The organism is Mycobacterium dioxanotrophicus (assembly GCF_002157835.1).
GTDB lineage: Bacteria > Actinomycetota > Actinomycetes > Mycobacteriales > Mycobacteriaceae > Mycobacterium > Mycobacterium dioxanotrophicus.
Window position 1 is genome coordinate 407,931 of the sequence record NZ_CP020809.1, and the last position, 19,479, is coordinate 427,409.

General features: G+C 67.5%; 22 protein-coding genes. 15 read left to right on the plus strand and 7 right to left on the minus strand.

Going from position 1 to position 19,479, the window contains the following annotated elements; translation table 11 throughout:
* Positions 1-9: 9 nt before the first annotated feature.
* The 4 genes from BTO20_RS01845 to BTO20_RS01860 all read left to right on the plus strand — a co-directional run bounded on the left by BTO20_RS01845 (position 10) and on the right by BTO20_RS01860 (position 3,814).
* Entirely contained in the window at positions 10-465 is a 456-nt protein-coding gene (locus BTO20_RS01845) for a PPOX class F420-dependent oxidoreductase (RefSeq protein ID WP_087072886.1), read from the plus strand.
* 320 nt (positions 466-785) lie between these two features.
* Positions 786-2,039 carry a glycosyltransferase family 4 protein gene (locus tag BTO20_RS01850; RefSeq protein WP_087072888.1) on the plus strand — a complete coding sequence of 418 codons (1,254 nt, stop codon included), beginning with the start codon at positions 786-788 and terminating at the stop codon, positions 2,037-2,039.
* Positions 2,026-2,757 (plus strand): class I SAM-dependent methyltransferase, encoded by a 732-nt coding sequence (locus BTO20_RS01855; RefSeq protein ID WP_087072890.1) that lies wholly within the window; start codon positions 2,026-2,028, stop codon positions 2,755-2,757. Before BTO20_RS01850 ends, BTO20_RS01855 begins: the two co-directional genes overlap by 14 nt.
* Before the next feature lie 10 nt (positions 2,758-2,767).
* Positions 2,768-3,814 (plus strand): prenyltransferase, encoded by a 1,047-nt coding sequence (locus BTO20_RS01860; protein WP_087072892.1) that lies wholly within the window; start codon positions 2,768-2,770, stop codon positions 3,812-3,814.
* Here the strand turns inward: BTO20_RS01860 and BTO20_RS01865 are convergent.
* Positions 3,801-4,487, minus strand: a complete 687-nt coding sequence (locus tag BTO20_RS01865; protein WP_087072894.1) for a class I SAM-dependent methyltransferase — start codon at positions 4,485-4,487, stop codon at positions 3,801-3,803. The genes BTO20_RS01860 and BTO20_RS01865 overlap by 14 nt on opposite strands.
* 53 nt (positions 4,488-4,540) lie before the next feature.
* On the opposite strand from BTO20_RS01865, the gene BTO20_RS01870 reads away from it, so the two are divergent.
* Complete coding sequence (locus BTO20_RS01870) at positions 4,541-5,110, plus strand: TetR/AcrR family transcriptional regulator (protein ID WP_087072896.1); 570 nt, start codon at positions 4,541-4,543, stop codon at positions 5,108-5,110.
* On the opposite strand, the gene BTO20_RS01875 is transcribed toward BTO20_RS01870, so the two are convergent.
* Complete coding sequence (locus BTO20_RS01875; protein WP_087072898.1) at positions 5,087-5,719, minus strand: TetR/AcrR family transcriptional regulator; 633 nt, start codon at positions 5,717-5,719, stop codon at positions 5,087-5,089. The two genes, BTO20_RS01870 and BTO20_RS01875, sit on opposite strands and share 24 nt — an antisense overlap.
* Positions 5,720-5,809: 90 nt before the next feature.
* On the opposite strand from BTO20_RS01875, the gene BTO20_RS01880 reads away from it, so the two are divergent.
* Complete coding sequence (locus BTO20_RS01880; RefSeq protein ID WP_087072900.1) at positions 5,810-7,153, plus strand: cytochrome P450; 1,344 nt, start codon at positions 5,810-5,812, stop codon at positions 7,151-7,153.
* Between the two features lie 3 nt (positions 7,154-7,156).
* Here BTO20_RS01880 and msrA read toward each other — a convergent pair whose 3' ends face one another.
* Complete coding sequence (gene msrA / locus BTO20_RS01885; protein WP_064943378.1) at positions 7,157-7,672, minus strand: peptide-methionine (S)-S-oxide reductase MsrA; 516 nt, start codon at positions 7,670-7,672, stop codon at positions 7,157-7,159.
* Between the two features lie 71 nt (positions 7,673-7,743).
* Here msrA and BTO20_RS01890 point away from each other — a divergent pair, with 71 nt between their 5' ends.
* From BTO20_RS01890 to BTO20_RS01905, 4 genes are all read left to right on the plus strand, one after another.
* Positions 7,744-8,145, plus strand: coding sequence for a hypothetical protein (locus tag BTO20_RS01890; RefSeq protein ID WP_232491011.1), 402 nt, complete (start codon positions 7,744-7,746; stop codon positions 8,143-8,145).
* A gap of 19 nt (positions 8,146-8,164) precedes the next feature.
* Entirely contained in the window at positions 8,165-8,677 is a 513-nt protein-coding gene (locus BTO20_RS01895; protein ID WP_087072902.1) for a nuclear transport factor 2 family protein, read from the plus strand.
* Positions 8,674-9,726 (plus strand): NAD-dependent epimerase/dehydratase family protein, encoded by a 1,053-nt coding sequence (locus BTO20_RS01900; RefSeq protein ID WP_087072904.1) that lies wholly within the window; start codon positions 8,674-8,676, stop codon positions 9,724-9,726. Before BTO20_RS01895 ends, BTO20_RS01900 begins: the two co-directional genes overlap by 4 nt.
* 64 nt (positions 9,727-9,790) lie before the next feature.
* The gene (locus BTO20_RS01905; RefSeq protein WP_087072906.1) at positions 9,791-10,609 is read left to right on the plus strand and encodes a class I SAM-dependent methyltransferase; all 819 of its coding nucleotides are present in this window, start codon (positions 9,791-9,793) and stop codon (positions 10,607-10,609) included.
* A 59-nt stretch (positions 10,610-10,668) separates the two neighbouring features.
* On the opposite strand, the gene BTO20_RS01910 is transcribed toward BTO20_RS01905, so the two are convergent.
* Entirely contained in the window at positions 10,669-10,878 is a 210-nt protein-coding gene (locus BTO20_RS01910) for a hypothetical protein (protein ID WP_087072908.1), read from the minus strand.
* 174 nt (positions 10,879-11,052) lie between these two features.
* On the opposite strand from BTO20_RS01910, the gene BTO20_RS01915 reads away from it, so the two are divergent.
* Positions 11,053-12,438, plus strand: a complete 1,386-nt coding sequence (locus BTO20_RS01915; RefSeq protein ID WP_087072910.1) for an NAD(P)/FAD-dependent oxidoreductase — start codon at positions 11,053-11,055, stop codon at positions 12,436-12,438.
* A gap of 4 nt (positions 12,439-12,442) precedes the next feature.
* Here BTO20_RS01915 and BTO20_RS01920 read toward each other — a convergent pair whose 3' ends face one another.
* Both BTO20_RS01920 and BTO20_RS01925 read right to left on the minus strand, forming a co-directional pair.
* Positions 12,443-12,910 (minus strand): SRPBCC family protein, encoded by a 468-nt coding sequence (locus tag BTO20_RS01920; protein ID WP_087072912.1) that lies wholly within the window; start codon positions 12,908-12,910, stop codon positions 12,443-12,445.
* A gap of 14 nt (positions 12,911-12,924) precedes the next feature.
* A complete protein-coding gene (locus tag BTO20_RS01925) occupies positions 12,925-13,902 on the minus strand; it encodes an aldo/keto reductase (protein WP_087072914.1) in 978 nt (325 codons plus the stop codon).
* A 130-nt stretch (positions 13,903-14,032) separates the two neighbouring features.
* Here BTO20_RS01925 and BTO20_RS01930 point away from each other — a divergent pair, with 130 nt between their 5' ends.
* The 3 genes from BTO20_RS01930 to BTO20_RS01940 are packed head-to-tail and all read left to right on the plus strand — an operon-like array spanning position 14,033 to position 16,175.
* A complete protein-coding gene (locus tag BTO20_RS01930) occupies positions 14,033-14,392 on the plus strand; it encodes a DUF427 domain-containing protein (protein WP_087072917.1) in 360 nt (119 codons plus the stop codon).
* A 9-nt stretch (positions 14,393-14,401) separates the two neighbouring features.
* Entirely contained in the window at positions 14,402-15,301 is a 900-nt protein-coding gene (locus tag BTO20_RS01935; RefSeq protein ID WP_198344223.1) for a DNA-3-methyladenine glycosylase family protein, read from the plus strand.
* A 46-nt stretch (positions 15,302-15,347) separates the two neighbouring features.
* Complete coding sequence (locus tag BTO20_RS01940) at positions 15,348-16,175, plus strand: MBL fold metallo-hydrolase (protein WP_198344224.1); 828 nt, start codon at positions 15,348-15,350, stop codon at positions 16,173-16,175.
* Here BTO20_RS01940 and BTO20_RS01945 read toward each other — a convergent pair.
* Positions 16,172-16,990 carry a PaaI family thioesterase gene (locus BTO20_RS01945; protein WP_087072919.1) on the minus strand — a complete coding sequence of 273 codons (819 nt, stop codon included), beginning with the start codon at positions 16,988-16,990 and terminating at the stop codon, positions 16,172-16,174. The genes BTO20_RS01940 and BTO20_RS01945 overlap by 4 nt on opposite strands.
* 62 nt (positions 16,991-17,052) lie before the next feature.
* On the opposite strand from BTO20_RS01945, the gene BTO20_RS01950 reads away from it, so the two are divergent.
* Positions 17,053-19,122, plus strand: coding sequence for a heavy metal translocating P-type ATPase (locus tag BTO20_RS01950; RefSeq protein WP_232491012.1), 2,070 nt, complete (start codon positions 17,053-17,055; stop codon positions 19,120-19,122).
* Positions 19,123-19,479: the final 357 nt, after the last annotated feature.

A 19,479-nucleotide genomic window follows, 5' to 3' on the forward strand; every position in this document is an offset into this window, starting at 1 on the left:
GAGAAACCCATGGCCCGAAAGTATGCGACGGCGGACGCCGTGGATCGCACTGCCCTGCTCGACTTCGTTCGCCCTCGACATCGCATGGTGCTCACGACATTCCGCGCCGACGGCACCCTGCAGAGCTCGCCCGTGACGGGTGGGGTGGATGCACAGGGCAGGATCATCGTCTCGAGTTATCCGCAGCGCGCCAAGTCGGCCAACATCCGCCGGACACCGCTTGCGAGCGTGACGGTGCTCTCCGATGAGTTCAACGGACCCTATGTTCAGGTCGACGGCGACGCCGAAGTCATCGCTCTGCCCGACGCCGTCGAACCGCTCGTCGACTACTACCGCTCGATCGCCGGTGAACATCCGGACTGGGACGAGTACCGGCGAGCGATGGTCGACCAGGGCAAGTGCCTCATCCGGCTGACGCCGCGACGGTGGGGCCCCGTGGCCACGGGCGGGTTCCCTCCGGAGTGACGCCGGGCGTGGCGCCGGGTTCCGGGAGTTGAGTCTGCGCTGACGGCGGAGGCATCTCGCAGTATTGCGCCCACACCGCAGAGTCGAAATCTGCTAGTCGACTGCTCAGCGGTCTGCGGTGGCGAGTGGCCAGTTGACGCACGAAATTGCCGCGATCGCGGGTCACAACTGGCCACTGGGCGGTTGAGGTGTCAAATCGGATGCGTTGCGTCTGCTAGCACGTCAAACTATAGTCTGGACACATGTCCAGAGGGTTCGGAGTCGCTGCGTGAGTCCGTCTGCCCTGTTCAGCACCGTTTCCGCCGACGAGTGAGCTGACTATGCGTATCGCGTTGCTGTCCTATCGGAGCAAGACCCACTGCGGCGGTCAGGGCGTTTATGTCCGTCATCTCAGCGCCGGGCTGGCCGAATTGGGCCATCAGGTCGAGGTGTTCTCCGGGCAGCCCTATCCGGAGATCTTGGACCCCAGGATCAAGCTGACCGAGGTGCCCAGCCTCGACCTGTACCGCGAGCCCGACCCGTTCCGGGTGCCGCGACTCGGCGAGATGCGCGACCACATCGATGCGCTCGAACTGCTGACGATGTGGACCGCGGGTTTCCCGGAACCCCGCACGTTCACCATGAGGGCCGCGCGGATGCTGGCCCGACGCCGTGACGAGTTCGACGTCGTGCACGACAATCAGAGTCTGGGCACCGGGCTGCTGAAGATCGCCGATCTGGGGCTTCCGGTCGTCGCCACCGTGCACCACCCCATCACCCGGGACCGGCTGGTCGAGGTCGCCGCTGCCACGTGGTGGCGTAAACCGTTGGTGCGCAGGTGGTATGGCTTCGCCGAGATGCAGAAGCGGGTGGCCCGGCGGATACCGGAACTGCTGACGGTGTCGTCGTCCTCCGCGGCTGATATCGCCGAGGACTTCGGGGTGGCACCGGGACAGCTGCACGTGGTTCCGCTCGGCGTGAACACCGAGCTGTTCAAGCCCTCGGCACGGCAGGTCAGCGGCCGGATCATCGCGATCGCCAGCGCCGATGTGCCGCTCAAGGGCATCAGTCACCTGCTGCATGCGGTCGCCCGGCTGCGCGTGGAGCGCAACCTGGACGTCCAGCTGGTGTCCAAGCTGGAACCCAACGGCCCCACCGAGAAACTCATCGCCGAGCTCGGGATCTCCGACATCGTCCACAGCTCCAGCGGGCTCTCCGACGCAGAACTGGCCGAACTGCTGGCTTCCGCCGAGGTCGCCTGCATCCCTTCGCTCTACGAAGGGTTTTCGCTGCCCGCGGTGGAGGCGATGGCCAGCGGTACGCCCATCGTCGCGAGCCGAGCGGGTGCCCTGCCCGAGGTGGTCGGCAACGACGGTGAGTGCGCCCGGTTGGTCCGGCCCGCCGACGTCGACGAGCTCACCGCGGTGCTCGGCCAGCTACTCGATTCGCCGTTGGAGCGGCGCCGGCTCGGCGCGGCGGGCCGGCAACGGGCGGTCGACGTATTCAGTTGGGAATCAGTTGCTGCACAGACTGTTTCGGTGTATGAGATGGCGCGCGAGCGGGTTGGGGTAAGGGGGAAAAGTGCTGACCGTTGATTTCGACCGGCTCGGGATCGGGCCGGGCACATCGGTGATCGATGTCGGCTGCGGTGCCGGCCGGCACACCTTCGAGGCCTACTGGCGCGGTGCCGACGTGATCGGCTTCGACCAGAGCGTGTCGGACCTCAACGACGTCGAGACGATGCTGCGCGCCATGCGCGACGAGGGGCATGTTCCACTCTCGGCCAAGGGGGAGGCCGTCAAGGGCGACGCGCTCGACCTTCCGTATGCCGACGAAAGTTTCGACTGCGTGATCGCCTCGGAGATCCTCGAACACGTGCCCGAGGACGACCGCGCCATCGCCGAACTGGTGCGGGTGCTCAAACCCGGTGGTGCACTGGCCATCACGGTGCCACGCTGGCTACCGGAGAAGGTGTGCTGGCTGCTGTCCGATGAATACCACGCCAACGAGGGCGGACACATCCGGATCTATCGCGCCGATGCGTTGCGCGACAAGGTGCTGGCGCACGGTCTGGAGCTGACCCATACCCATCACGCCCACGCCCTGCACTCGCCGTACTGGTGGCTGAAATGCCTTGTGGGGACCGATAAGAACGATCATCCGGCCGTCAAGGCGTATCACCAACTGCTGGTGTGGGACATGATGGGCAGGCCGTTGCTGACCAGGACGGCCGAGTCGCTGCTCAACCCGGTGATCGGTAAGAGCGTCGCGATGTATTTCACCAAACCGGCGGTGAACGTTGCGACTGCCTGAAGCTCCCGGAGTGGCGGGTGTCCTGACGCCTGCCGCGTGCCGCCAGACAGCAGAGTCGATCGCGGCGACCCAGGAGACCTCAGGCGCCCTGCCGTGGTTCGACGGCGGGCACACCGACCCGTGGGATCACGTCGAGAATGCCATGGCGCTCACCGCAGCCGGGCTCATCGAACCGGCGAGGGCCGCGTTCGACTGGTGCCGCACCGGGCAGCGGCCGGACGGCTCGTGGCCGATCCAATTGCGCTCCGGCGTCATCGAGGACGCCAACAGCGACAGCAACTTCTGCGCCTACGTGGCGACCGGGGTCTGGCATCACGTGCTGGTCACCCGGGACCGCCGGTTCGCCGAGACGATGTGGCCCGTGGTGACCGCGGCCATCGACTTCGTCCTCGGATTGCAAGCCTCCGGTGGCGAGATCTACTGGGCCAGTACGCCCTCGGGCCCGGTGCGTGAGGCGCTGCTGACGGGCTGCGCGAGCATCTATCACAGCATCCGGTGCGGATTGGCACTCGCCGACTACCTCGACGATCCTCAGCCGGAATGGGAGGTGGCGCTGGGGCGACTCGGCCACACCATCGTCGCGCATCCGGAAGCCTTCTCCGCCAAGGACACCCACGCCATGGAGTGGTACTACCCGGTGCTGGGCGGTGCACTGCAGGGAGCGGCCGCCCTGGCTCGTATCGAGGAACGCTGGAACGACTTCGTGGTGGCAGGGCTGGGCATCCGGTGCGTGGATCACCGGCCGTGGGTCACCGGCGCCGAGACGTGCGAACTGGTGATGGCACTGGACGCCATCGGTGACACCCGGCGCGCGCACCAGCAGTTCACGGCCATGCAGCACCTGCGGGAGGCTGACGGATCCTATTGGACCGGACTGGTTTTCGCCGACGGCAAACGCTGGCCCGAGGAACGCACCACCTGGACGGGCGCGGCGATGATCCTGGCTGCCGACGCGCTGTCGTCGACCACGCCTGCCAGTGGAATCTTCCGGGGCGAGGGCCTACCGCGGGGCCTGGAAGGCGAATTCGACTGCGAGTGCGTCGTCAGCGACCGCTGAGTTGTCCTGGGTCACCTGAGATGCGTTGCAGCACCCGCATGGAACCGGCCACGGCCACCTCGCGGAACGCCCCCGTGTCGAGCGCCCGCTGGTAGATGTGGAACGGAGCCTGGCCGCCGTCAGCGGGGTTCGGGAACACGTCGTGGATGATCAGCGCACCGCCGACCTCGACCCAACGGGCCCAGCCGTCGAAATCCCGCTGTGCGGCCTCCTCGGTGTGGCCGCCGTCGATGAACAACAGCCGCAACGGCATTCGCCAGCCGCGGGCCACCACGGGCGACTTTCCGACCACCGCCACGACGTGGTCGTCGAGCTCGGCGGCGTCCAGTGTGTGGCGCATGGTCGGCAACGTGTCGAACAGTCCGGTGACGGGATCGACCAGCGACGTGTCATGGTATTCCCAGCCCGGCTGGTGCTCTTCGGAACCGTGGTGATGATCGACGGTGTACACCACCGCACCGGTCTCCTGCGCGGCCGCGCCGAGCAACACTGTCGACTTGCCGCAGTACGTCCCGATCTCCACACCGACCCCGCCATCGAGGTAGCGGATCGCGGTGTCGTAGAGGGCACGTCCCTCATCGGCCGGCATGAAACCGGTGACCTGCTCGGCCAGCGCGAAAAGCCGCTCGGCGCGGGGCGACAGCGGAGATGACACAGTCTCGGCGGAGCTCATGAGAACACAATCTACGTTGCTGGTCTCAGGGCGTTGTAGTAGCGTCCGGACACGTGTCCGATCCGGCCTTGGAGTCGACTCGCCGTCGGCTGACCGCACGGCAAGCCGACACCGTCGAACGTCTGGGCCGCGCCGCGGTCGAGCTCATCAGCCGAGAAGGTTTCGCCGGGTTGACCGTGCGCCGGGTGGCGGCTGAGGCGGGCGTCGGATCGGCGACCGCCTATACGTACTTCTCCTCCAAGGAACACCTTGTCGCCGAGGTGTTCTGGCGCAGGCTCGCCGGCGCACCGCCCGCGCCGCACACCTCGCCGGACCCCGCGACCCGGGTGGTGGAGGTGCTGCAGCACATCGCATCGCTGGTGGCCGACGAGCCGGAATTCGCCGGTGCGGTGACCAATGCCCTGCTCGGCAGGGATCCCGATGTCGAGGTCCTGCGCCAGCGCATCGGTGCCGACATCCGTGGTCGGCTCGCCGCCGCGCTGGGCCCGGACACCGACCCCGACGTCATCGAATCGCTGGAGCTGCTCTACTCCGGGGCGCTCGTGCGGGCCGGAATGGGTTACGAGGCGTACCCGGCGATCGCGCGGCGACTGGAGAAATCAGCGCGACTGATGCTCGGCTGAATCGGCGCGTGGGCCGAGGATGGCCTGTGACGCGGCCATGGCGGGACCGTAGATCTCGCGGATCTCTCGGCCGTCTTCGACGATCATCGCGGTCAGCTCACGCAGCCCGCCGAGCAGGATGATCGCCATCGGGCGGGTCAACTCGGGTAGTTCGGCATGCCGGAAGCCGGCGTTCGCACTGAGATCGATGAGCAGATCGGTGAGTTCACGCATGGCTTCGCGCTGCAGCGGCCGCGCCTCGGCGCCCAGCGCGGGCAGTTCCCGGATCCAGCTCAAGGTGACGGCGGGGGCGGATTCGATGTGGTCGACGTAGGCGCCGACGGCTTGTGCGATCTGGTCCTGCCAGGGCGCGTCGGCGTCGACGGCGGTCCGGATCTCGCCGACCAGCCGCGCGTTGTTGAGCCGCAGCAGCTCGATGAAACACGCTTCCTTGCTGGAGAACTGGTTGTAGAAGGTGCGCTTGGAGGTGCGCGCGTGCCGGACGACGTCGGCCACCGTGGTTTCGCGATAGCCCTTGTCGGTGATCGCTGCCGCGAGCCCGTCGAGCAGTCGCAGCCGGAAGGCGTCCGTCCCGGCGGGAGGCCCGGAACCCGCGAGTGCAGCAGTCATGTCACCACCCTTGCGTCTCTTGGTACCTGCGAGTACCGTACTACACACGTTAGTGGTACACCGCAGTACCAACATGTGGCTGGAGATGGCATGACCGAAACAGTGACCGTCGTACAACCCGAAATCACCGAGGCGCGTATTCCGCCGGGTCCCCGGATTCCCGTCGTGCTGCAGGGCGCGGGGTACGCGCTCGCCCGGCGGTGGATGGTCAAGCGGATCTCCCGGCGCTATGGCGACATCTTCACCCTGCGGCTGCCGATGTTCGGCCGCACGGTCATCGTCGCCGAGCCGCAACTGGCCAAGCAGCTGTTCCAGGCCAACACCGAGGACGTCGGCAACGTCCAGCCCAACCTGAGCCGCATCCTCGGCTCCGGTTCGGTCTTCGCGCTCGACGGCACCGACCACCGGCGCCGCCGCAAGCTGCTGACGCCGCCGTTCCACGGCAAGAGCATCCGCAACTATGAGGCCATCTTCGAAGAGGAAACCCTGCGCGAGTCGGCGAACTGGCCGGAGGGCAGAGAATTCGAAACCCTCGAACCGATGATGCGCATCACGCTCAACGCCATCCTGCGGGCGGTGTTCGGCGCCGACGGCGAACAACTCGACGAACTGCGGCGCATCATCCCGCCCTGGGTGACCCTCGGATCACGGCTCGCGGTGCTGCCCAACCCGACGCGCGACTACGGCCGGTTCAGCCCATGGGCGCGGCTCGCCAGATACCGCAGCCAGTACGACGCGGTGATCGACCAGCTGATCGAACGGATCGAATCCGACCCCGATTTCGAGCACCGCGACGACATCCTCGCGCTGCTGCTGCGCAGCACCTACGAGGACGGTTCGGCCATGTCCCGCAAGGACATCGGTGACGAGCTGCTGACGCTGCTTGCCGCCGGCCACGAAACCACCGCATCCACGCTGGGGTGGGCGTTCGAACGCATCAGCCGTCACCCCGACGTGCTCGCCGAACTGGTCGCCGAAGCCGCGACCGACGGCAACGAGTACCGCCAGGCGACCATCCTGGAGATCCAGCGAGTCCGCACCGTCATCGATTTCGCCGGTCGCCACGTCTACGCGCCCGCATTCGAACTCGGCGACTGGGCGATCCCGCGCGGCTACTCGGTGATCGTCGCGCTCGCCGCGATCCAGGAACGCCCCGACGAGTTCCCCGACCCGGACCGGTTCGACCCGCAGCGGTTCGTCGGCAGCCGTCCCGGCCTGGGCTGGATACCGTTCGGCGGCGGCACCCGGCGGTGCGTTGGCGCGGCGTTCGCCAACGTCGAGATGGATGTCGTGCTGCGAACGGTGTTGCGGCACTTCGTCATCGAAACCACCACCGCACCCGGCGAGAAGGTGCACTCGCGCGGGGTGGCCTACACCCCGAAGTCGGGCGGCCGGGTCGTCGTGCACCGGCGCGCCACTGCGTTGGGGCAGTAGCGGTTACTGGCTGGCGGTCTGCCGCTTCGGCAGCTTCCAGCCCGGCCGCGGGAAGTGGCAGGTGTAGCCATTGGGGAAGTGCTGCAGGTAGTCCTGGTGCTCGGGCTCGGCCTCCCAGAAATCGACCGCGGGCGTGACCTCGGTGACCACCTTGCCCGGCCACAACCCCGACGCGTCAACGTCGGCGATGGTGTCCAGCGCGACGCGCTTCTGCTCGTCGTCGAGGTAGAAAATCGCCGACCGGTAGCTGGTGCCGACGTCGTTGCCCTGCCGGTCCTTGGTGCTCGGATCGTGAATCTGGAAGAAGAACTCCAGCAAGGCCCGATAGTCGGTCTTGGCGGGGTCGTAGACGATCTCGACGGCCTCGGCGTGGCCCGGATGGTTGCGGTAGGTGGGGTGATCGTTGCGCCCACCGGTATAGCCCACCCGCGTCGACACCACGCCCGGCTGCTTGCGGATCAGATCCTGCATGCCCCAGAAGCAGCCGCCCGCGAGGATTGCCGTGGAGTAGTTGCTCATTGCGCTCGCTCCTTCAAGAGGGTCTGTCGGGCCGGTGGGTCCCATTGTGCTCCGGCGCTACGGTGGGACCCATGCGCATAGCTGTAACCGCAGCTCTGGCCGGTTTACTCCTGACCGCCGGGGCCGGACGGGCCGCCGCGGAGCCGACGGCCGTGCCGGAGGTGGCGCCGGACGCGGCGCGCACGGTCTTCGTCGACAATCCGGCCATCGTCGCCCCGCATGTCACCCGCATCGACTCCTGGACGCGCAGCGGTGAGGGCCTCGCGGTGAATTTCACCGCTGGCACCCCCGACTGCTTCGGTGTGCACGTCGCCGCGCAGGAGACCGACCAGACCGTCACCGTGGATCTGCGTGGCGGCACGCCACCGGAATCGGTGGGACGAATGTGTATCGCGCTGGCGGTCCGTGGCACCGTGGACGTGCCGCTGTCCGCGCCGCTGGGGGACCGGAAAGTGCTTGCCGTCGAGTGGTAGAACGTGTTCTAGTTCTTGGGTGAGCAAGACGTTCAGCCGCGAGGAGCTGGCCGCGGCGTTCGCGACCTTCGAAAAAACCGTGGACCGCGCCGCCACCACCAAGGACTGGGACGTGTGGGTGGAGCACTACACCCACGACGTCGAGTACATCGAGCACGCCGCGGGCACCATGACGGGCCGCGACGAGGTGCGGTCCTGGATCTGGAAGACCATGACGAGCTTCCCGGGCAGCTACATGACGGCGTTCCCGGCCCTGTGGCACGTGATCGACGAACCGACCGGGCGGATCATCTGCGAACTGGACAACCCGATGGTCGACCCCGGCGACGCCACCATCATCAGTGCCACCAACATCTCGATCATCACCTACGCCGGCGACGGGATGTGGTCCCGCCAGGAGGACATCTACAACCCGCTGCGGTTCGTGTCCGCCTCGATGAAGTGGTGCCGCAAAGCCGCCGAGCTCGGCACGCTGAGCGACGAGGCAGCGCAATGGATGCAGCGGATGGAGAAGATGGGACGGCAGGCATGACGGCACTGGTCATCGGCGCCAACGGCTACCTGGGCTCGCACGTCACCCGCCAGCTCGTCGAGGCGGGCGAAGACGTCCGGGTGATGGTGCGGCCCGGCGCCAACACGATCGGCATCGACGATCTCGACGTCACCCGGTTTCTCGGCGACATCTGGGACAACGATGTGCTGCGCGAGGCGATGACCGGCGCCGACGTCATCTACTACTGCGTCGTCGACACCCGCGGCTGGCTGCGCGACCCGGCGCCGCTGTTCCGGACCAACGTCGAGGGCACCCGCAACGTGCTCGATGTCGCCGTCGAACCTGAAATCGCCGCTGGGTTACGATGTTTCGTCTTCACGAGCAGCTATGCCACGGTGGACCGGCGGCGTAACCGGCGGACGCGAGGAGCAAATCAGGCCCGGGTGTCCACCGAAGACGACGTCATCGGCCCGAACCAGATCAAACGCCTCACCCCGTACGTGCGGTCCCGTGTACAGGCCGAGAACCTGGTGCTGCAGTACGCCCGCGAGCGCGGACTGCCCGCGGTCGCGATGTGCGTATCCACCACCTACGGCGGCCGCGACTGGGGTCGCACCCCGCACGGCGCGATCATCGCGGGTGCCGCGTTCGGCAAGCTGCCGTTCGTGATGAGCGGCATCGAGCTGGAAGCCGTCGGCGTCAACGACGCCGCACGGGCGCTGATCCTGGCTGCGGAGAAGGGGCGCATCGGCGAGCGCTACCTCATCTCGGCGAAGATGATCAGCAACGCCGAGGTGGCCCGCATCGCCGCCGACGCCGCCGGTGTCGCGCCGCCGGCGAAAACCATCCCGTTGCCGCTCACCTACGCGCTGGCCACCATCGGCACGATCAAAGGCAGGCTCAAGGGCACCGAAGAGCAGATGTCGCTGGCATCGCTGCGGCTGATGCGTGCCGAGGCGCCTGTCGACCATGGCAAGGCTGAACGTGAACTCGGTTGGCGCCCAGGACCGGTCGAGGATTCCGTGCGGGAGGCGGCTCAGTTCTGGGTGGGTGTGCGCGCGGCCAGACGCGCCGCGAAGCAAGGCTGAACGCCACGCCGGTAGGCGTTAAAGGCTTGTGCTGCAACCGTATTACCGGGCTAGCCTGACGGGCATGACCGACAAGCTCAAGGTCGACCTGCGCGGCGCGCCGCAGACCATGCTCGCGACGTTCTACGCCAAGGCGCTCGACGCCGACCTGCCCAACTCGATCCTGCACGACACCTGGGCCAGGGACATCGTCGACCGCATCGATTACGACTGGAGTCGGACCACCATCACGGCGACGAAGTCGCCCGCGGTGACCACCCGCAGCGCACACTTCGACCGGTGGGCCCGGCAATTCCTGGCGACCCATCCCGAGGCGGTCGTGCTGCACCTGGGCTGCGGACTCGACAGCCGGTTCTTCCGGCTGGCTCCCGGCCCTGGTGTCGAGTGGTACGACATCGACTATCCCGACGTCGCGCGGTTGCGCACCCAGCTGTACCCGGCCGCCGAGCACTATCACGTCATCCCCGCATCTGTGACGGATCCCACATGGCTGCAGGACATTCCGGCCGGACGGCCCACGCTGATGATCGCCGAGGGCCTCACCATGTACCTCACCGAGCAGGACGGCATCGCCCTGCTGCGCAGAGTCGTGGACCACTTCGATTCCGGCGAGCTGCAATTCGACGCATTCAACCGGTGGGGCATCAAGGGTGATTGGACCAACGCCGTCGTGCGTCGAGCCGGAGCCCACCTGCACTGGGCCATCAACAAGCCCGAGGACATCCTCAAGGCTGTCCCTGGCACCCGGCTGCTGGCCTGGGCGTCACCGTTCGACGACGACTCGTTCGACCACGTGGTCTGGTACTACCGGTGGACCGTGAAAGCGATGGGGACGCTGCCCGCGTTGCGGTACATGGCCCAGTATCACCGCTACGCGTTCTGAGGCATTCACAACGAGAAAAGGGGCACCCCGTGCGGGATGCCCCTCCTGACTGCGTACCGTCAGCGGCCGCTGTGGCGCACCGTGTTGTCGACGCTGGGGACATTCACCTTCGGCTGGATCTGATCCAGCCAGCCCAGGTGATCGACACCGGTCGAGATGATCGTCGACGACGCTGCAGCGGGAACGGCGGCCTGCGTTTGGCCTGCCAAGCCCAGCAGGCCGGTGCCCAGTGCGCTTGCGGTGATGACGGCAATCCCGAACTTCTTCATCTCTGTCTCCCTCTTTACCTCCGGCTCCGGATGGTCCGTGCCGTTCTGACTGTCCAAACACAGTGGTCAGAGGGATAATTCCGCTGGCAGAAATTGACCGGCGAATGGCAGAAACAACTATGTTCACCTGGATTTCGGGGCCCGCGCGACGACAAGTCCTGGCAGAATCTGGCGATGCCCAACGCGATCTCCAATCCGGTGAACGGCCGCGTCTCCCACTGGTTCGACGAGCTGCCGGCCTACCGGCCCGCGATCGGCGGTGACCGTGACGCCGACGTGTGCATCGTCGGCGCCGGCTACACCGGGTTGTGGACGGCCTACTACCTGAAGCAGGCCGACCCCACCCTGCGGATCACGGTCCTGGAGGCGCGGTTCGCCGGATTCGGTGCGTCGGGCCGCAACGGCGGATGGCTCTCGGGCCTGGCCCCCGGCGACCGGCACAAACTGGCGAAAACCCATGGTCGCGAACAAGTCCTGGCATGGCAGCGGGCGCTCAACGATGCCGTCGACGAAGTCATCGCCGTCGCCGACCGGGAAGGCATCGACGCGGGCGCCGTCAAGGGCGGAAACCTGGAGATCGCCCGCAACCCGGCGCAGGCCGCCCGCCTGGCCCGTGCCGCTGCCGAGGAACGCCGGTGGGGCAACGACGTCACCGAACTGACCAAAGAACAAGCAGCACAACGTATCCGGATAGCAGGGCTGGCGTCGGCGTACCACACACCGCACTGTGCCCGGATTCAACCGGCCCGCCTGGCACGCGGTCTTGCCGACACGGTCGAACGGCTCGGCGTGATGATCTACGAACAGTCCCCGGTCACCGACATCGTCGCGGGAAAGGCCGTCACCGCAGGCGGAACCGTGCGTGCCCCCATTGTGCTGCGCGCCACCGAAGGATTCACGCCTGCGCTACCCGGGCTGCGCAGGAGATGGCTGCCGATGAACAGTTCGATGATCGCCACCGAGCCGATCCCTGCCGACCGATGGGACGAGATCGGTTGGGAGGAAAAAGAAACCGTCGGTGACGCCGCGCACGGATTCTTCTACGCGCAGCGCACCGTCGACAACCGCATCGCCATCGGCGGCCGCAGCGTGCCGTATCGCTATGCGTCGCGCACCGACAAGAACGGCCGGGTGCCGGGCAAGACCATCCGGCAGTTGACCGACTTGCTGCACTCGATCCTGCCGCAGGTCCGCGACATCCCGATCGCCCACGGCTGGTGCGGGGTGCTGGCCGTGCCGCGCGACTGGCAGGCCGGGTTGGCGCTCGATCGAACCACCGGATTGGGTTGGGCCGGTGGCTATGTCGGCCACGGTGTGACCGCGACCAACCTGGCCGGCCGCACCCTGGCCGATCTGGTGCTCGGCCACGACACCCCCAACACCGCGCTGCCGTGGGTCGGGCACCAGTCACGCACCTGGGAACCCGAACCGCTGCGCTGGCTCGGCGTGCGCGGCCTTTACATCGCCTACAAGCTGGCCGACCGGCATGAGGCCGGCGGCCGGGCGTCGACGTCGCCGATCGCGCGGGTCGCCGACGTCATCACCGGCAAACCGCACTGAGCGGTCACCGTTCGGCGCGTTCCTTGAGCCGCTCCAGCGTCCGCTTGATGTGCTCGGCGTTGGCGCCGTCCCGGTCCGAAACCCCGGTAGCCAGTCCGCCGACGACCTTGAACCACCCCGCGCGCCGGTCCCACGTGGACTCGGTGACGGTGCAGCCGGTATCGGTCGCGGCGATGTCATAGCGCCAGTGCGCCACCGGGAACACCAGCGACTTCACGTCGAACGCGAACGTCTTGCCGGGGTCGGCGGCGGTGACCGTGCAGGTGGTGGACCACGTGCGTGAGCCGTTGCGGTTCTGGCCGACGAACACCGAACCGGGCGTGGCCGAATCGCCCTTCTTCCACTGCATCTCCTGCGCCTCCTCGGCCAACGACGCCAGTGTCGGCAGGTCGGTGATGAGTGCGTACACCGTTGCGGGATCGGCGCCGATCGACACGGAAGCAGTCACCGAGGCCGGCGCGGAAGCTGTCATGGGCTCGATCGTAGTCAGCGGGTGCGATCGATCATCTGCATCTGCGCCTCGGTGTGATGGGCCCCGGCCGGTGGGGTCAGCCGGTCGAGCGTGGCCAGTTGCTCGGCAGTCAGGTGGACGGCATCGGCCGCGACGTTCTCTTCCAGTCGCGCAACACGTTTGGTGCCGGGGATCGGAACGATGTCGCTGCCCTGCGCGAGCAGCCAGGCCAACGCGACCTGGCCCGGGGTGGCGCCGGCCTGTTCGGCGATGGTGCGCACCTGGTCCGCGAGGGCCAGGTTCCGCTCGAAGTTCTCGGCACTGAACCGGGGGTTGTCGCGCCGGGTGTCGTCATCGGCCAGCTCGGCGATGGACCGGATCTGCCCGGTGAGAAAGCCACGGCCCAACGGGGAATAGGCCACGAAGCCGATGCCCAGTTCGCGCAGCGTCTGGAGGATGCCGTCCTCCGGGTCACGCGTGAACAGCGAGTACTCCGACTGCAGCGCGGTGATCGGGTGCACGGCGTGGGCCCGGCGGATGGCCGCCACGCCTACCTCGGACAGCCCGATGTGCCCGATCTTGCCCTCGGTGATCAGTTCGGCGAGGGTCCCGATGGTGTCCTCGATGGGCGTGCCGGGGTCGAGCCGGTGCTGGTAGTACAGGTCGATGTGGTCGGTGCCCAGCCGGCTCAGCGACCCCTCCACCGCCGTGCGGATGCTGGCCGGGCTGCTGTCGAGGCCGTCGCGGCCGGTATGCGAGATCATGCCGAACTTGGTCGCCAGCACCACCTTGTCGCGCCGCCCGGCCAGCGCCCGCCCGACCAGCTCTTCGTTGACGTACGGGCCGTACACCTCGGCGGTGTCGATCAGCGTGACGCCCAGGTCGATGGCGCGGTGGATGGTCCGGATGGACTCGTCGTCATCACGGTCGGTGCTGCCGTAGGCGAAAGACATGCCCATGGTGCCCAGGCCGATCCGCGCCACGTCGAGGTCGCCGAGTTTCGCGTGCTGCATGTGTTCGTTGCCTTTCCTCGATCACCGGGTTTCGGTGTCGAGTCAACGCGCCGCCCGCGCGTTCTGCCAGGTTCTGACGCAACCCGGCAACCGGGGAATTCGACGCCCGCCTGCCCGCGTTGTGATCTCTATGACAGACCGACCGGTGCTGCAACCGACGGCGGCACATCCCATCACCATCGAACCCACCGGGCGCCGCGTCACCGTCCGGATCAACGGCGAGGTGGTCGCCCAGACCGACACCGCGTTGACCCTGCAGGAGTCGACCTACCCCGCGGTCCAGTACATCCCGTTGGCCGACGTGGTGGCGCCGCTGACCCGCAGTGACACCACCACGTACTGCCCCTTCAAGGGCGAGGCCCATTACTTTCACGTCGCCGGCGTCGACGACGCGATCTGGACCTATGAAGAGGCCTATCCGGCGGTCGCCGAGATCACCGGACGGGTGGCTTTCTACACCGACAAGGCGGATGTCATCGTCGGTGCATAACCTGGTCGGGTGGCGACCGCCAGTGTGGTATTCGACGGCCCGGCGAGTCCTGGCCTGACCCTGGCACCGCTGCAACGCAGCGGGCGCGATCCGTGTTATCGCAGCGCGGCCGACGGCGCGATCTGGCGCACGAGCCTCATGCGCACCGGCCCGGTGACCGCGCGAATCGTCAAGACGGCGCCCGACACCGTCGAATGCGAAGCCTGGGGCGACGGCTCCGCCGAGTTCCTCGACGGGCTGCCCGAACTGCTCGGCGCGGCCGATGACGACAGCGACTTCGCCCCTGCCGAGCCGACCATCGCCGAGGCCTACCGGCGCACGCCCCATCTGCGGTTGGGCCGCACCGGGCGGGTGTTGGAGGCACTGATTCCGGCGATCATCGAACAGCGGGTCTCCGGCATGGATGCCTGGCGCGCGTGGCGTGCGCTCGTGAGCAGGTACGGCGCCCCGGCGCCCGGCCCCGCGCCCACCGGGATGCGGGTGCCGCCCAGTGCAGAGGTGTGGCGACGCATCCCGTCGTGGGAGTTTCACCGGGCCAACGTGGATCCGGGCCGGGCCCGCACCATCGTCGGTTGTGCCCAGCGGGCCGACGCGCTGGAGCGGCTCACGGCCGACCGGGCGGTGGCGGGCCTGCGCTCACTGCCCGGCGTGGGGGAGTGGACAGCCGCCGAGACCGTGCAACGCGTGTTCGGCGACGCCGATGCACTCTCGGTCGGGGACTACCACCTGGCCACGGTGGTGGGTTTGAGCCTGCTGGGTACCCCGATCGACGATGCCGCCATGGTCGAGTTGCTGGAACCGCTACGGCCGCACCGACACCGGGCCGTGCGATTGCTGTATGCCAGTGGGATGGCGGGCAATCCGCGGCGGGGCGCCCGGCAGGCGATACCGAATCTGCGTGCGCTCTAGGCCGATGGTTGACCTCAAGGACGGTTGAGGTGCCAGCCTGGGATGCATGCCTACCTGGATATGCACCGGCTGCGGTGTCGAACATCCACATTCCGATGCCCGCCCGCCGGAGAACAGCTGCGTGCTCACCTCAGAGGTGGTCTCGATCGAGGAGCGCGGTGACCTGCCGCCGCACGGAACCTGGACGACGCTGGAAGCCCTTGCCGCACAACCGCATCACACCGAATATGCCGATCACGGGCGCGGCGTGCACAGCCTGCGCCGGGTGCCGCGGTTCGCGATCGGACACCGGTCGTTCCTGGTGCAGACCGCAGGCGGCAATCTGTTGTGGGACGCGCCGAGCTATCTCGACGACGATGTGGTGGAACTGGTGCGCCGGCTCGGCGGTGTCGCGGCGATCGCGGCCAGCCACCCGCACATGTTCGGCGCGCAGCTGAGCTGGAGCAGGGCATTCGACCGGGTGCCGGTGTATGTGAATGCCCTTGACCAGGAATGGCTTCCGCAGCAGGATCTGCTGATCGAGCTGTGGCGCGACGAGGTCGAGCCGGTGCCCGGCGTGCGGCTGGTGCACGTCGGAGGACACATGCGGGGTAGTGCGGTGGCGGTGACCGCGGACGGCACGCTGCTGGCGGGGGACACCATCAGCGGCGGGTTGGCGCGCAACTGGGTGTCGTTTCAGCGCAGCTTTCCCAAGCACATCCCGTTGTCGGCGGCCGTGGTGCAGCGCATCGTGACGCGGCTCGACGCCTACGACTACGACCGGCTCTACACCCTCGGCGGCGACGAGATCGACAGTGCTGCCAAGGACGTGGTGCACCGGTCCGCCGAGACCCACATCCGCTGGGTCAGCGGGGAGTTCGACCACCTCACCTAGGCGGTTCCCGGGTACGCCGTGAGCCGGGCCAGCAGCGCCACTTCTCCGTCGGCGCCGACGGCTTTCGCGTCCGCCACGCCGCTGCTGCGTCCGACCCGCAAAGTCGTTGCCTCATACCGGGATTCGCCGCCGGCCAAGAACTGGCGCAGATAGTTGACCCGCAGCGACGCGGTCTGCAGGAGATGCTGCGCCCGGCCGTCGTTGACGGCAGCAGAAGCCACCAATTCCAGTGCGGTGGCCGATATCCCGCCGTGCACGATGCCGATCAGGTTGTTCAGCGCCGGGTCCTGCAGCTGCCGCAGCACCTTGGCGCCGCCGCCCTCGGCGACGTCGACCGCCAGGCGGGTGGCCAGCGTCGGTGGCACGTCGGCCGCGTCGGTGTCACCGCAGGCCGGCGGCCACTTCGCGAGATGTTCGGGCGCGCGGATGTGAAACGACCGCACGGTGGCGGTGGCCACCGGGACGCGGCCACACGTGAGTTCGCAGATGCTCATCGACGTCGTGCCTTTGGGGCCGAACGGCCGTGCCGACGCCATCACCGGCTCCCCGGCCGCACCCGCGATGACAGTTGTCGCAGTGCCGGTGAATTCGATGGTCAACTCGCTGGTGACCGTCCATTCATCGGGATTGCGGCGCAGGTGGTTGGCCAGGCCGCCGATGTGGTCGACCAGCATGGCCAGCGGGCCGACGGTGGGCGCCCCGGTCAGCGGGTTCACCAGCCCCGCGAGCGGGATCGAGGCCACGCAGCGGTCGAGGCCTTCTTCCAGCGTTTCGATCTGGAAGCGGCCCAACGGGGTATTCGGCGGATATCGCATTGCGATCAACAGTTACGCCGACGTCCGTGGCCATATACCCCCTGGGGGTATATGGTGTGGGTATGGACATGACGGGCATGGATATGACCGATCACGCACAGCACGGCCAATCCGGGCATGAGGGACACGGCGGCCACGGCGATCACGTCGCCCAGTTCCGCAGCCTGTTCTGGATCATGCTCGCCCTGGCGGTACCGACCGTGGTGCTGTCGCCGATGTTCGCGATGCTGCTGGGCTACTCGACTCCGGACGTGCCCGGCGTCGGCTGGGTGTCGCCGGTACTCGGCACCGTGATGTACCTGTGGGGCGGGCGACCGTTTCTCACCGGCGCAGTCAGCGAGATCCGTTCCCGCGCGCCGGGGATGATGCTGCTCATCGGCCTGGCCATCACCGTCGCGTTCGTCGCCTCGTGGGGAGCCAGCCTCGGGTTGGTACACCACCAGCTGGACTTCTGGTGGGAGCTGGCGCTGCTGATCGTCATCATGCTGCTCGGGCACTGGATCGAGATGCGATCGCTGGCCCAGACCACGTCCGCACTGGATTCACTGGCCGCCTTGCTGCCCGACGAAGCCGAACGCGTCGAGGGTGATCCCGAGCGCGTCGTCACGGTCACCCCGGATGAGTTGCGGGTGGGCGACGTGGTGCTGGTCCGGCCCGGTGGCAGCGTGCCCGTCGACGGCCGCATCGTCGACGGCGCGGCCGACATGGACGAATCCATGGTGACCGGCGAATCGCGTCCGGTACGCCGCAGTGTGGGAGACGACGTCATCGCCGGCACGGTGGCCACCGACTCGGGGTTGCGGATCAGCGTGACGGCAGTCGGCGACGACACCGCGCTGGCCGGTATTCAGCGACTTGTCGACGACGCGATGAACTCGTCCTCGCGGGCCCAGCGGCTGGCCGACCGGGCCGCGGGATGGTTGTTCTGGTTCGCGCTGGGGGCGGCGGTACTGACCGCGACCGTCTGGACCCTGCTGGGCCAACCCGACCAGGCCGTGGTGCGCACCATCACCGTGCTGGTCATCGCCTGCCCGCACGCTCTGGGCCTGGCGATCCCGCTGGTGGTGGCCATCGCCACCGAACGTGCGGCGCGCGGCGGGGTGTTGGTGAAGGACCGGCTGGCCCTGGAGACGATGCGCACGGTCGGCGCGGTGCTTTTCGACAAGACCGGAACCCTGACGCGCGGCGAACCCGCGGTGACGGCGGTGGTGGCCTCGGGACTGACCGAGAACGAACTGCTGACGCTGGCCGCGGCGGCCGAATCTGGCTCCGAACACCCGCTGGCCAGGGCGATCGCCCAGGCTGCGCAGCGTCGTGAGCTGTCGCTGCCCGCGGCGACCGCATTCAGTTCATCGCCCGCGGTCGGGGTCAGCGCGACGGTCGACGGTCGGCACGTGCAGGTCGGCGGCCCGCGGCTGCTGGAGCAGGAGGGCCTCGATGACGCCGCACTGGAACAGACCGCTCGCTGGCACGGCGCCACCGTGCTGCACGTACTGGTCGACGGAAACGTGGTCGGCGCGCTGGGGCTGGCCGACGAGGTGCGTCCGGAATCGCGCCAGACCGTCGATGCCTTGCGGGAGCAGGGCATAACCGTCGTGATGATCACCGGTGACGCCGAATCGGTGGCCGCCGCGGTCGCGACCGATCTCGGTATCGATCGCGTGTACGCCGGGGTGCGGCCACAGGACAAGGCGGCCAAGGTGGCCGAACTGCAGCACGAGGGCCGCCCGGTCGCGATGGTCGGCGACGGCGTCAACGATGCGCCGGCGCTGGCCCAGGCCGATGTCGGAATCGCGATCGGCGCGGGCACCGACGTGGCGATCGCATCGGCCGGCGTGATCCTGGCGAGCTCCGACCCGCGGTCGGTGCTGTCGGTGATCGAACTGTCCCGCCAGTCGTACCGAAAGATGCGGCAAAACCTCTGGTGGGCAGCGGGTTACAACCTGATAGCGGTTCCGTTGGCGGCCGGCGTGCTGGCCGGGATCGGTTTCGTGATGCCGATGTCGGTCGGGGCGGTCCTGATGTCGGTGTCGACGGTGGTGGTCGCACTCAACGCACAGCTGCTGCGTAAGCTCGATCTGCGGCCCGAAACCGCGGTCAAAACGTCGCGCGAGCAAACTCTAAGAATCTGACTAGGCTTTCCTGCAAACTGAATCTCGCCATATAACGGCTGTATAACGCCTGCGTTAAGTCTGTGTAGCAAATGAAGGTGAGCCGTGGTCGACCACGGATGTGCGTGGCGTGCCATTCACAGCCGTTTGACAGGTACGTGAAATAGCAAGGCGCGCAACGTATTTCAGAAGTGCCGTAAGGTGGCGGCAAGACCGGAATTGGCGGGGCGGGCTACCTGGTTAGGCTTAGCTAAGTTGGCATGTCGCACGGTGTTTGCCCTATTGTTTTGTCACTTATGGCGTGTTGGACATAGCCGTCGTTCAGTGGTGCACGAACGGCCTCCCTCGCCGAGTGGCTAACGCCAGCTCGTAAGAGAG